This window comes from Ralstonia sp. SA306 (genome assembly GCF_054792405.1).
The window spans coordinates 1328867-1341425 of the sequence record NZ_CP096452.1; the positions used below are offsets into that span (position 1 = coordinate 1328867).

Sequence of the window (12559 nt, forward strand, 5' to 3'; positions counted from 1 at the left end):
CCCGGTCGGCATTCGAGGAGGGTGACCTCCTCGTTTTTTCTTCATGGCGTTTCATCATGACGTTGTCCAACCCTTCTCCCACCATCCTCATGGTGCCCGGCCTGCGCGACCACGTGGCCGAACACTGGCAGACGTTGCTCGAAGCCAAACTCCGGGCTGCAGGCCACAAGGCTGCGTCAGTCCCGCCGCTGGAAGCCGACAAGTTGAGCTGCGCGGCAAGGGTAGTGGCCTTGGACAAGGCCGTCAGCGCAATCGAAGGGCCGGTGATCCTGGTGGCGCATAGCGCAGGCGTGATGATCACCGTGCATTGGGCCAAGCGGCACGCGCGCAAGATCCACGGCGCCCTGCTGGCCACCCCGGCCGATCTCGACACGCAGTTGCCGTCGGGCTATCCCACGCAGGACGTGCTGCAGAAAAATGGCTGGCTGCCCTGCCCCCGGCGTCCGCTGCCGTTTCCAAGCGTCGTCGCCGCCAGTCGGAACGATCCGCTGGCATCGTTCGAGCGCGTGGCCGGCATGGCGGCCGACTGGGGCAGCCGTCTGGTCGATCTGGGGGACGTCGGTCATCTGAATCCCGCCGCCGGCTTCGGCCCGTGGCCCATGGCGGAAGCCCTGATCCATGAACTCGATTGACCGGTCCATGCAGGCAAGTCCGCGCGGCGCAATCCACCCACGCACCAAGCTCACCGTCGATGTTTTCTTCGACTTCATCTGTCCGTGGTGCTGGATCGGTACGCGCCATCTGGCCAGCGCGCTGCGCACGTTCGCGATGCTGCATCCGGAGGTGAAGACCAAGGTGCGGTGGCGCCCGTATCCGCTGCTGCCGGACACCCCGGCCGAAGGCCTGCCGTACCAGGCGTTTTACCTCAGCCGCCTCGGCAGCCCCACTGCCGTATCGATGCGGCGTGCTCAGGTGCAGCGCGCCGGGCAAGTCGCCGGCATCGACTTCGATTTCACACGCATCAATGTCCTGCCCAATACCGAGCGCGCGCACGGTGTGGTTCGGAAATATCGCCGGGTCGACGCGGGCGGACAGCCAGCTCAGCTCATCGAACACATCTTCAGCGCCTATTTTTTGGAAGGTGCTGACATCGGCAACGAAGACGTGCTGCAGCGCCTGGAGTTCGAGCACAACCTTGCCACGGCCATGGCGCCCGCAGTGTGCGCGCCCAGCGTTTGCAAACCAGTGGGCCGCAGCGTGACCGTGTCAGGAGTGCCGTATTTCATCTTCAACTCGAACGTGGCGATCTCGGGTGCGCATCCGGCAAGCACGCTGGTGCGCGCCATGCAGAACGCGCTGTCGCTGTCGCTATCGCCACTGCAATCGCAAGAGGAAGCGCAGTGAACACCATGGCGTGCAATGTCACCGTGGCTTCGTCCGGCGAGCTGGGCGCCGGAGAACGCAAGCTCGTCTTCGTCAACGGCCGCAGCGTCGTCCTGTTCAACGTTGAAGGCCGGCTTCACGCCATCGACAACAGTTGCCCGCACAACGGCGCATCGCTGGCCTCGGGCCGTCTTGCCGGCAACGTATTGCAGTGTCCGGCGCATGGCCTGCGCTTCGATCTCGCCACCGGCTGCACGCCCGGGTCCGGCGGCTTGTGCCTGAAAACCTACCTCGTTCAGGAGACCGACGGCCACGTCGTCATCCAGCTCGAAGACGCCAGTTGATTCGCCACGCGCGATACGAACCTGCACACCGACCCAGACCACTCAACATGCATGCGAACCTCATCACCCCAACACCTTCGGCGTACACGTATCCGCTGCTCGTCAAGCACTTGCTGACCAATGCGCAATGTCTCTACGGCGAACAGGAAATCACCTATCGCGGTGCGCTGCGCTACAGCTATCGCACGTTTCGGGAACACATCGGCCGGCTCGCGTCGGCACTGAGCACGCTGGCGGTCCAACATGGCTCGACCGTGGCCGTCATGGACTGGGACAGCCACCGCTACCTCGAGTGCTACTTTGGCGTGCCGATGATGGGCGCAACGCTGTTCACCGTGAACGTGCGGCTCTCTGCCCAGCAGATTCTCTACACGCTCAACGATGCACAGGCCGAGGTCGTGCTGGTACACGCCGACTTCGTGCCGCTGCTCGAAGAGATCTGGGACGGACTGACGAACGTGCGCCACGTTGTGGTGCTGGCCGACAACGCGCCCATGCCGCACACCACGCTGCCTGTGGCGGGCGAGTACGAGGCGCTGCTCGCCCACGCCTCGCCCGATTTTGCATTTGCCGACTTCGACGAACGCACGCGCGCCGCAACCTTCTACACGACCGGCACGACCGGTGACCCGAAGGGCGTGAGCTACAGCCACCGCGACATCGTGCTGCACACCATGGCGACTGCCACGACGTTGTGCGCACCGCGCGATGGCCAGCGCCTGCACCGCGAAGACGTGTACATGCCCATCACACCGATGTTCCACGTCCTGGCTTGGGGCATGCCGTACATCGCCGTCATGCTGGGCTTGAAGATCGTCCTGCCGGGGCGCTACGCGGCCGATCTTCTCCTCAAGCTGCACGAGACGGAGCGGGTCACCTTCTCGCATTGCGTGCCGACGCTGCTGCAGATGCTGCTGCAGGCGGCGGAAGGCGGCATGCACGATCTGTCGGGGTGGAAGGTCCTTATTGGCGGCTCGGCGTTATCTCCGGCGCTCTGCGAGTCAGCGCTTGATCGCGGCATTGACGTATTTGCGGGTTATGGCATGTCGGAAACCGGCCCCGTGGTTGCGCTGGCGCAACTGCCGCCGGGCCGCAAGCCCGCAGACCGGCAGGAAGAGATCCGCATGCGCTGCGCGACGGGGCGCCCGGTGCCGCTGGCCGAGTTGCGCATCGTCGACGAGCATCTGCGCGATGTACCGCACGACGGCAAGCATCAAGGCGAGATCGTGCTGCGTACGCCGTACCTCACGCAGGGCTACTTCAACAAGCCGGCAGCATCAGAAGAGCTGTGGGCCGGTGGCTACCTGCACACGCAGGACATTGCCGTCATGACGCCCGATGGCTTTGTGCAGATCGTCGACCGCATCAAGGACGTGATCAAGACCGGCGGCGAGTGGGTGTCTTCCATTGAAGTGGAAAGCCTGATTGCCCAGGTGCCGGGCGTGCAAGAGAGCGCAGTAATTGGTGTGCGCGACGCGAAGTGGGGCGAACGGCCGATGGCGTTTGTCGTCGGCAAGCCGGGGGCACGCCTGAAGGCTGAGGCCATCCGCGATTGCCTGCTGGCACACGCTGAAGCCAAGCGCATCAGCAAATACGCCGTGCCGGAACTGGACCGTATCGCCTTCGTGGCGGAGATTCCGAAGACGAGCGTCGGCAAGATCAACAAGAAGGCCCTGCGAGAGAACGCGGCGTAACCCACACGCGCTCCACCGCCGGCCGCACCTGTGGCAGCCGGCGGCAGTGTCGTCAAACCATGCGGCGGATGCCGAACCGCTGCGCGCGGCGGCGCCACACGAGCGCGTAATACAGCCCCTGCATCACGAACATGGCAAGAAAGGTGGCCGGGTATGCAGCCCAGATGCCGTCGGTGCCGATGTGTCGGCTCAACACCCAGGCCACCGGCACTTCCACCGCCGCAATGGCCAGGATGGAAATGGCCGTGGGCGCCATCACCGTGCCGCTTGAGCGCATCACGCCCGAGAAGACGCTCGCCATGCCAAAGATGACCGAGCTCCACAGCGAGATATGCAGCAGGCTCTGGGCAAGGCTCATCACTTCCGTGTTCGTGGTGAACCAGCCGATGACAGCGCGCGAGAACAGCAACGCCATCACCACCAGCACGCCGGTAATGGCCACGTTGAGCCACAGCCCGGTGCGCGTGATGGCGTCAAGCCGCTCCGTATTGCCCGAGCCGATGGCCTGCGCCCCGAGGATGGACGCCGTAATCGCAATCGACATGGCGGGAAACTGCACGTAGCTGATGATCTGCGTGCCGGCGCCGTAAGCGGCCGTCGCGTCGGAGCCGAAGCCGTTGACGAATGACAGCAGCGCCAGCTCGGCAATCGAGATCACCACAAGCTGCACGCCCGTCGGCACGCCGATCTTCAGCACGGTTTTGAGCACCCCAAAATCGACCCACAGGTGCCGCGCCAACACGGCATCCGGCGCGAGCGGATGATTGCGCCGGCGCAGGAAGAAGGCGAGCCACACCAGCGCCACCGTGAACGAGATGATGGTGGCCACGGCGCCGCTTGCCACACCCAGTTGCGGCAAGCCGAACCAGCCGCGAATGAAGGTCGGTGTCAGCACCAGCCCGATCGACGTCGACAGCGCCAGGGTGCGCAGCGGCGTGCGCGTGTCGCCCACGCCGCGCATCATCGCTGTGGCAAGCAGGTAGACGAACAGCCCTGGCATGGCATAGAGCATGACGCTGGCGTAGAGCGTGGCGTCTTGCAGGATGTCGGCCGGCGTACCGAGCCAACCCAGCAGCGCGTTTGCAAACGGGCCGCCCAGCAGCGCCACAGCCAGCCCGACGATGAAGCCCACCGACAGCGTGGTCCCTGCAACGGTCTTGACCGCCTCGGGCTTCTTGGCGCCCCAGGCTTGCCCGATCAACACGGCCGCCCCCGACCCCAGCCCGATGATGAAGGCGATGAAGAAAAACAGGATCGGGAAGAATGCCGACACCGCAGCAAGCGCCTTCACGCCCAGCATGTGTCCGACATAGACGTTGTTGAGCGTGCCCGACAACGATTGCAGGATGTTGGCCAGGATCAGCGGGCCGAGGAATGCAATGAATGTTCGCCACAACGGGCGAGCAGCAGGCGCTGTCATGCAGCCTCCTGTTGAGGATGGAATGCCCGGCTCGCCAGTTCGCGCGCAAAGTCGCGCACGTCGGCGGGCCAGGATTGGGTCAGGGATTGGAACGCCATGGCATCTGCGGCAAACAAGGCGCGCGTGGCGTCTTCAAAGCCCGCGGCGTTGCCGGCCATGGCAGACATGAAGCGGTACGCCGCCTCTTGCGCAACGCGACGGCGGTCTGCGCCTTCCGCGGCGCGGCGGGCGTCTTCCACCAGCTTGCGCAGCGTAACCGACGCCCCGCCCGGCTGCGCGGCCAGCCAGTCCCAGTGGCGCGGCAGCAAGGTCACCTCGCGGGCAATCACGCCCAGCTTGGGGCGGCCAGGGCCACGCGGGCGGCTTTCGGATTCGGCGGGTTCAGCGGCAGATGGGGCGGCGCGATCGACGCGCGCAAGCACGTCTTCAACCGTGCCGCGCAAGTCGAACTCCACAGGGTGCGCACTGGTGTTGTCGAACACAAGCACCTGCGATTCGGGGTGCGCATCGAGGTGCGCCTTGACGGCGCGTGCGACATCGCGGACGGGACCGCCGGCCAGGCGTTGGGTGCCGGCAAACGCCGTGCACGCGTGGATTGCTGCGGCATCCATGAGAAACGCTCCTGCTGAAGTTTCAACAGGAACGGATTCTACCCGGGTTTAATTGATTGTCAATATTACCCGGGCATAAAAGCGGTGTAGCGCGTAACGTGACGCAGAGGTCATGCCGCCTGCTGCACGCGCGCCTCCACCAGCAGCCGTTTGAGTTCCGGCACGCACGACCCGCAATTGCCGCCCGCCTTCAGGCAGGCCGTGATCTCGCCAGTCGATTGCAGGCCCTTGGCGCGGATGGCATCGCAGATCGTGTTGCGACCCACGCCAAAGCACGAGCACACGGTTGGCCCCACGTCGACGCCCGCTTCGATCGGCTGGCCGAGCAACACGCCCGCGCGATCGACGTCTTCCAGGCGCTCTTGCGCGAACAGGCCCGCGAGCCAGTTGCGCGACGGCATGTCCGGGCGCGGTGACAAAAACACGCAGGCTTCGATGCGGTCATCCACCACGTGCACGGCGCGGTAGACACGTGCGGTGGTGTCTTCGTATTCAAGCCAATCGGCATGGGGGTCGGTCACGCCCAGCAGCGTGCGCGCCCAATCGTGTACGGAGCCAAGATGCTGGCGGCCGGCGAGCTCATAGCGCACGAACTGCTTGCCTTGAATGCGCGTCCACCAGGTTGCATCGTCGGTGTCGAGTGCGCGGCGCGAGAGGACAAAGCCGTGCCACGCCACATCGAACGGCTCAACCATCACCGGCGTGTGCTTGAACTCAGGCTCGCCCGACACCGGGTCGACCACCGGATTGACGACCGCGCCCACGCGCGCATCGGAAGCAAACTGGCCGTTCCAGTGGATCGGTACGAACACGCTGCCGCGCGCGATGCCCCCCGTCATGCGCACGCGTGCCACCACACTGCCCCAGCGCGATGACACACGCGCCAGGTTGCCTTCGCGCACGCCGGCCAACAGCGCATCGTGCGGGTGCAGATCGACAAAAGGTTCGGGCACGTGGTCCGCCAGCTTGGGCGCGCGGCCGGTGCGCGTCATGGTGTGCCATTGATCGCGCACGCGGCCGGTGTTGAGGATGAGCGGATATTCGCCATCTGCCGCATGCGCGGGCGCACGGGCAGGCGTCGGCACGAAACGCGCGCGGCCATCGGGGTGAGCGAAACGGCCATCGCTGAAGAGGCGCGCTTCGCTGTTGCCCGACGTTGCGATGGGCCATTGCACCGGCGACATGCCGTTGTATGCATCGGTATCGAGCCCCGTCAGGCCGCCCAGATGGAAGGCGCGACGCGTGCCGCTCGCATCGTTGGCGTAGGCGGACAGGCGTGCGTGTTCATCAAACACATCGCCGGGGCTCTTGAAGTCGAAGCCGTCGTAACCCATGCGGCGGGCAACGTCGGCGATGATGTCCCAGTCGGCGCGTGCCTCGCCGGGTGCGGGCAGAAAGGCCCGCTGGCGCGAGATGCGGCGCTCGGAATTCGTCACGGTGCCGTCTTTCTCGCCCCAGCCCAGCGCGGGCAGCAGGATGTCGGCCAGAACGGTGGTGTCGGTGGCTTCAACGATGTCGGAGGCAACGACGAGCTCGCACTTGGCCAACGCACGGCGCGCCTGGTCAGCATCGGGCAGGCTGACCACGGGGTTGGTCCCCATGATCCACACGGCCTTGATGCGCCCGTCTTCAATGGCGTTGAACAGATCGACCGCCTTGAGGCCCACCTTGTCGGCCATGCGCGGTGCGCCCCAGAACGTCTGCACGAGGTCCCGATGCGAAGGCTCGTTCAGTTCCATGTGCGCGGCCAACATGTTGGCAAGACCGCCCACTTCGCGCCCGCCCATCGCATTCGGTTGGCCGGTAATCGAAAACGGCCCCATGCCTGCGCGGCCGATGCGGCCCGTGAGCAGGTGGCAGTTGATGATGCTGTTGACCTTGTCCGTACCCGCCGTCGATTGGTTGACGCCCATCGAAAACGCGGTGATGGTGCGCTCGGTCTCGGCAAACCAGTTGTAGAACGTCAGCAGATCGTCGAGCTTGAGCTTGCAGGCCTTGGCAACGGCTTCGATGTCGTGGCTCTCGGTGCCGGCGGCTTCCAGGGCGGCGTCCGGGCCGTTGGTGTGCTGCGTGACGAAGTTGCGGTCCACCACACCGCGCCGCGAGAGGAACGACAGCAGGCCATTGAACAGCCACACATCGGTGCCGGGCTTGATGGGCAGATGCAGATCGGCCAGCTCGCACGTGGCCGTGTGGCGCGGGTCAACCACCACTACCTTCATCTCAGGCCGCGCTTCTTTGGCGCGCACGATGCGCTGGAACAGGATCGGGTGGCACCACGCCGTGTTGGAGCCCACCAGCACGACGAGGTCCGCCGTTTCCAGATCGTCGTAGCAGACCGGCACGAGGTCTTCGCCAAACGCGCGCTTGTGCCCGGCCACGGCCGACGACATGCACAGCCGCGAGTTGGTATCGATGTTGGCCGTGCCGATAAAGCCCTTCATCAGCTTGTTGGCGACGTAGTAGTCCTCGGTCAGCAACTGACCGGAGACGTAGAGCGCCACGGAATCCGGGCCGTGCTCTTCAGCGATGCGGCGAAAACCTTGCGCCACGGCATCGAGCGCGGTGTCCCACGAGACGCGTTGCAATGGCGCCGGCTTGGTGAGCTGCGCAGCATCCACATCATGCGAGCGATGGCGCATGGCCGGGTATAGCAGCCGCCCGTCCAGGCTGACGGTCTCGCCCAGCGCCGAGCCTTTCACGCACAGGCGCCCGGCGTTGGACGGATGCGTGGGATCGCCTTGAATGCCGACACTGCCATCCGCCTGCGGGGTCGCGAGCACGCCGCAGCCCACGCCGCAGTACGGGCAGGTGGTGCGCACCGTGTTGGCGGCGGTATCGACTGCCGGGTGGATGGGGATGGTCGTCATCGTCATGAGATGGCCTTGGGTGTCAGGCAGATCAGAGATCAGGCGGCTTCTGCTTCGCACAGCGCGCGGCCAAACAACAGGCGCTGGCGAATCGGTGTGATGGGGGTCTGGCGCTGGATCATGTCGAAGTACCAGGGGCCATCGGCCACATCGCCGTACAGTACCGCGCCGACGATGCGGTCTTCCTTCAGCACAAGGCGCTTGTAGACGCCGCGGCGCGGGTCGCGCAACACGATGTCTTCGGTGCCGTCGCCGCCGATGAAATCGCCAGCGGAATACAAGTCCACGCCCGTGACCTTCAGCTTGGTCGCCGTGGCCTGCTGGATATAGCGGCGGTGTCCGGCGCCAGCCAGGTGCGCGGCACACACACGGGCCTGGTCCCAGATCGGTGCAACGAGACCGAACGTTGCGCTGCGGTGCTGCACGCATTCGCCCACAGCGTAGATGCGCGGGTCGTAGGTCTGCAGCGTGTCGTCGACGATGATGGCGCGTTCGCAATGCAGGCCGGCGGCCTTGGCAAGCTCAATGTTCGGCCGTACGCCGGCAGTCATGACGACGAGGTCGGCGGGAATCTCAGTGCCGTCCTTGAAGCGGACGGTGGTCACGCGGTCGGTGCCAAGCAGCTCCGCCGTGTGCGCGCCCAGCAGGAAGCGCAGGCCCTTGGCCTCCAGCGCCTTCTGCAACAGCTTGGCGGCCGGCTTGTCGAGCTGGCGCTCCATCAGGCTGTCGGGCAGGTGCACCACGGTCACGTCCATGCCCTGGCGCATCAGGCCGTTGGCAGCTTCCAGCCCAAGCAGGCCACCTCCGATGACGACCGCGTGCCGGTGATTGCGGGCCGCCTCCAGCATCGTCTCCACGTCTTGAATGTCGCGGAAGGCGATCACGCCCGGCAGCAGGTGCCCCGGCACCGGCAGGATGAACGGCCGCGAGCCGGTGGCGATCAGCAGGCGGTCGTAGCGCACCTCCACGCCGTCGCGCGAGCGCAGCGTGCGGCGGGGGCGGTCGATAGCGACCACCGGGTCGCCCGCATGCAGCGTGATGTGGTTCTCGTCGTACCACTCACGCGTGTTGAGCATGATGTCGTCAACCTGCTTCTCACCCGCCAGCACAGGCGAGAGCAGGATGCGGTTGTAGTTGCCGTGCGGCTCTTCGCCGAACACGGTCACGTCGTACAGGTCCGGCGCCAGCTTGAGCAACTCTTCGACCGTGCGCATGCCGGCCATGCCGTTGCCGATGACGACCAGCTTGGGGCGTACGGTCTTGGCGTTCATGCTGCCCTCTCCTGAAGGTTGTCGGTCATTTGATTCACTCAGTGCCGGCGGCCATCGGCATGCGCCGCCGTGTGTCTGCCCACTGCACAGGGCAGCCGCTTACGGCTCATGCCGCTACCCAGACCTTGCCGTCTTCCACCTTGGTCGCGTAGGCATGCACGGAGTTGGCCGGCGCTTCCAGGCACTCGCCGGTGGTCAGGTCGAAATGCTGCTTGTAGATGGGCGAGGCGACGACAATGCGCTCGCCCAGGTTGCCGACCAGCCCGCGCGAGAGCACTGCGGCATCGGAGTTCGGATCGTAGTTGCCGATGGCGTACACGCTTTGCGGCGTGTTGCCGCCCACACGGAACACGGCAACCTGGTCGCCTTCCACCAGCGCGCAAACGCCGGTGTTGGGAACGATGTCGTCCAGGGCACAGATCGGGGTCCAACGGGATGCTTGCATGACGTCCTCCTCTTCCTCTATCCGCTCAAGCGGCTTCAGCAACAACAGGAATGCGCACGGGCCGCGTCTTGGCACGCTCTTCCACCGTGGCGGGGCGGATCTGGCCGCGCTCCTCAACGAACACGACGTTCGCGTCCTTCGCCTCGCTGTTGACGAAGTGACGGAAGCGCTTGCGCACCTCGGGGTTGGTCACGGCCGTCTTCCACTCGTCTTGATAGGTGTCGACCACGTGCTGCATGTCGGCTTCGAGTTCTGCCACGATGCCCAGCTTGTCGTTGATGACCACGTCCTTGAGGTAATCCAGGCCGCCTTCGAGGTTGTCGCGCCACGTGCTAGTGCGTTGCAGACGATCAGCCGTGCGCACGTAGAACATCAGGAAGCGGTCGACATACTTGATGAGCGTTTCCTGGTCCAGGTCTGCCGCCAGCAGTTCGGCATGACGAGGCTTCATGCCGCCGTTGCCGCACACGTACAGGTTCCAGCCTTTTTCGGTAGCGATGATGCCGACATCCTTGCCCTGCGCTTCGGCACATTCGCGCGTGCAGCCCGACACGCCAAACTTCAGCTTGTGCGGCGAGCGCAGGCCCTTGTAGCGGTTCTCCAGCGCCACCGCAAAGCCCACCGAATCGCCCACGCCATACCGGCACCATGTGGAGCCCACGCACGACTTCACCGTGCGCAGCGACTTGCCATAGGCATGGCCCGACTCGAAGCCGGCCGCAATCAGTTCTTCCCAGATCAGTGGCAACTGCTCCAGACGCGCGCCGAACAGGTCGACACGCTGGCCGCCGGTGATCTTGGTGTACAGGCCGTATTTCTTGGCGACCTGTCCTACGGCGATCAGGCCATCTGCCGTCACTTCGCCGCCCGCCATGCGCGGCACCACGGAGTACGTCCCATCCTTCTGGATGTTGGCGAGGAAGTAGTCGTTGGAATCCTGCAGGCCGGCGTGCTCTTCCTTGAGTACGAAGTCGTTCCAGCACGAGGCGAGGATGCTCGCAACGGCCGGCTTGCAGATGTCGCACCCCATGCCGCTGCCGTGCGCTTCCAGCAGCCCTTCGAACGACTGGATACGGCCCACGCGCACCAGGTGATACAACTCCTGGCGCGAATACGGAAAGTGCTCGCAGATATGGTTGTTGACGGCCAGGCCTTGCTTCTTCATCTCGGCCTTCATCACCTGCGTCATGAGCGGCACGCAGCCGCCGCACGAGGTGCCGGCCTTGGTCGCATCCTTGAGCGCGCCCACGGTGGTGGCGCCGGCGCACACGGCCTGGCACAGCGCGCCTTTCGATACGTCGTTGCACGAGCAGATCTGCGCGCTATCGGGCAGCGCATCCACGCCCAGTGCGGGGCGCGCATTGCCATCGGCCTGCGGCAGGATCAGGAATTCCGGCGCCTCGGGCAACTCGATGCGGTTGAGCATCATCTGCAGCAGCGTGCCGTATTCGGCCGCATCGCCCACCAGCACGCCGCCCAGCAGGTACTTGCCGTCTTCCGACACCACCAGTTTCTTGTAGATCTGCTTGCGCTCGTCGGTGAACTGCACGCTGCGGCTGCCCGGCGTGATGCCCTGCGCATCGCCCAGGCTGGCGACGTCCACACCCATCAGCTTGAGCTTGGTGCTCATGTCGGCGCCGCTGAACTCTGCCACATCGTCGGCCGCCAGGATCTGCTTTGCGGTGATGCGCGCCATCTCGTAGCCCGGCGCAACCAGGCCGTAGACCTTGCCGCCCCACAGCGCGCATTCGCCAATCGCGTACACGTCCGGCGCCGAGGTACGGCACTCGGAGTCGATCACGATGCCGCCGCGCTCGCCCACTTCCAGCCCGCAGGCGCGCGCCAGTTCATCGCGCGGGCGGATGCCGGCCGAGAAGACGACCATGTCGGCTTCCAGGTGCGTGCCATCGGCAAAGTTCAGGCGGTGCGTCGCCGTTTCGCCGTCGACGATCTCCGAGGTGTTCTTCTGCGTGTGAACGGTCACGCCCAGGTCTTCGATCTTCCGGCGCAGCATACGGCCGCCGCCGTCGTCCACCTGCATGGCCATCAGGCGGCCGGCAAACTCGACCACATGCGTTTGCAGGTTCATGTCACGCAGCGCCTTGGCGCATTCCAGGCCCAGCAGACCGCCACCGATGACAACACCGGTCTTGGCGCGCTGGCCACATTCGGCCATCGCTTCGAGGTCTTCGATGGTGCGATAGACGAAGCAGTCCTTGCGGTCCTTGCCCGGCACCGGCGGCACAAACGGCGACGAGCCCGAAGCGATGACCAGCTTGTCGTACGGCAGCACCTCGCCGGTGGAGGCCGTTACCGTTTTGGCAATGGTGTCGATGGCCGTGGCGCGAGCGTTGAGCTTGAGCACCACGTCATCGCGATCAAAGAAACCCGGGGCCACGAGCGAGAGATCTTCGGCCGTCTTGCCCGTGAAGAATTCCGACAAGTGCACGCGGTCATATGCGGGGCGCGGCTCTTCGCACAGCACCGTCACCTGAAGGTGATGGCCCGGTGTGTGCAGAAGGCTTTCCAGAAACTTGTGGCCCACCATTCCGTGGCCAATGACGACGATCTTCATGGTCAT

The 12559-nt window shown here is 65.1% G+C and carries 10 protein-coding genes; 4 read left to right on the plus strand and 6 right to left on the minus strand.

What is annotated here, in order from left to right; all coding sequences use genetic code 11:
• Positions 1 to 56 precede the first annotated feature (56 nt).
• The 4 genes from M1D44_RS22470 to M1D44_RS22485 are packed head-to-tail and all read left to right on the plus strand — an operon-like array spanning position 57 to position 3361.
• Positions 57 to 632, plus strand: a complete 576-nt coding sequence (locus M1D44_RS22470; protein ID WP_024978571.1) for an RBBP9/YdeN family alpha/beta hydrolase — start codon at positions 57 to 59, stop codon at positions 630 to 632.
• On the plus strand, positions 619 to 1344 hold the full coding sequence (locus M1D44_RS22475) for a DsbA family oxidoreductase (RefSeq protein ID WP_316683174.1): 726 nt from the start codon (positions 619 to 621) through the stop codon (positions 1342 to 1344). Before M1D44_RS22470 ends, M1D44_RS22475 begins: the two co-directional genes overlap by 14 nt.
• Before the next feature lie 5 nt (positions 1345 to 1349).
• Positions 1350 to 1667 (plus strand): Rieske (2Fe-2S) protein, encoded by a 318-nt coding sequence (locus M1D44_RS22480; RefSeq protein ID WP_316683175.1) that lies wholly within the window; start codon positions 1350 to 1352, stop codon positions 1665 to 1667.
• A 47-nt stretch (positions 1668 to 1714) separates the two neighbouring features.
• On the plus strand, positions 1715 to 3361 hold the full coding sequence (locus tag M1D44_RS22485) for a fatty acid--CoA ligase (RefSeq protein ID WP_024978568.1): 1647 nt from the start codon (positions 1715 to 1717) through the stop codon (positions 3359 to 3361).
• 52 nt (positions 3362 to 3413) lie between these two features.
• Here M1D44_RS22485 and M1D44_RS22490 read toward each other — a convergent pair whose 3' ends face one another.
• From M1D44_RS22490 to nirB, 6 genes are all read right to left on the minus strand, one after another.
• A complete protein-coding gene (locus M1D44_RS22490) occupies positions 3414 to 4781 on the minus strand; it encodes an MATE family efflux transporter (RefSeq protein ID WP_024978567.1) in 1368 nt (455 codons plus the stop codon).
• Positions 4778 to 5392 (minus strand): DUF2239 family protein, encoded by a 615-nt coding sequence (locus M1D44_RS22495; protein ID WP_316683177.1) that lies wholly within the window; start codon positions 5390 to 5392, stop codon positions 4778 to 4780. The genes M1D44_RS22490 and M1D44_RS22495 overlap by 4 nt, the downstream gene beginning before the upstream one ends.
• 110 nt (positions 5393 to 5502) lie before the next feature.
• On the minus strand, positions 5503 to 8268 hold the full coding sequence (locus M1D44_RS22500) for a molybdopterin-dependent oxidoreductase (RefSeq protein ID WP_316683178.1): 2766 nt from the start codon (positions 8266 to 8268) through the stop codon (positions 5503 to 5505).
• Positions 8269 to 8300: 32 nt separating this feature from the next.
• The gene (locus M1D44_RS22505) at positions 8301 to 9533 is read right to left on the minus strand and encodes an NAD(P)/FAD-dependent oxidoreductase (protein WP_024978564.1); all 1233 of its coding nucleotides are present in this window, start codon (positions 9531 to 9533) and stop codon (positions 8301 to 8303) included.
• A gap of 106 nt (positions 9534 to 9639) precedes the next feature.
• Entirely contained in the window at positions 9640 to 9978 is a 339-nt protein-coding gene (gene nirD, locus M1D44_RS22510; protein WP_024978563.1) for a nitrite reductase small subunit NirD, read from the minus strand.
• A gap of 25 nt (positions 9979 to 10003) precedes the next feature.
• Positions 10004 to 12559, minus strand: coding sequence for a nitrite reductase large subunit NirB (nirB, locus tag M1D44_RS22515; protein WP_024978562.1), 2556 nt, complete (start codon positions 12557 to 12559; stop codon positions 10004 to 10006).

Excerpts from the sequence above, each read along its gene's own strand:
- M1D44_RS22470 (WP_024978571.1), top strand. The coding sequence starts at position 57 with ATGACGTTGTCCAACCCTTCTCCCACCATCCTCATGGTGCCCGGCCTG.
- M1D44_RS22475 (WP_316683174.1), top strand. The coding sequence starts at position 619 with ATGAACTCGATTGACCGGTCCATGCAGGCAAGTCCGCGCGGCGCAATC.
- M1D44_RS22480 (WP_316683175.1), top strand. The coding sequence starts at position 1,350 with ATGGCGTGCAATGTCACCGTGGCTTCGTCCGGCGAGCTGGGCGCCGGA.
- M1D44_RS22485 (WP_024978568.1), top strand. The coding sequence starts at position 1,715 with ATGCATGCGAACCTCATCACCCCAACACCTTCGGCGTACACGTATCCG.
- M1D44_RS22490 (WP_024978567.1), bottom strand. The coding sequence starts at position 4,781 with ATGACAGCGCCTGCTGCTCGCCCGTTGTGGCGAACATTCATTGCATTC.
- M1D44_RS22495 (WP_316683177.1), bottom strand. The coding sequence starts at position 5,392 with ATGGATGCCGCAGCAATCCACGCGTGCACGGCGTTTGCCGGCACCCAA.
- M1D44_RS22500 (WP_316683178.1), bottom strand. The coding sequence starts at position 8,268 with ATGACGATGACGACCATCCCCATCCACCCGGCAGTCGATACCGCCGCC.
- M1D44_RS22505 (WP_024978564.1), bottom strand. The coding sequence starts at position 9,533 with ATGAACGCCAAGACCGTACGCCCCAAGCTGGTCGTCATCGGCAACGGC.
- nirD (WP_024978563.1), bottom strand. The coding sequence starts at position 9,978 with ATGCAAGCATCCCGTTGGACCCCGATCTGTGCCCTGGACGACATCGTT.
- nirB (WP_024978562.1), bottom strand. The coding sequence starts at position 12,559 with ATGACCATGAAGATCGTCGTCATTGGCCACGGAATGGTGGGCCACAAG.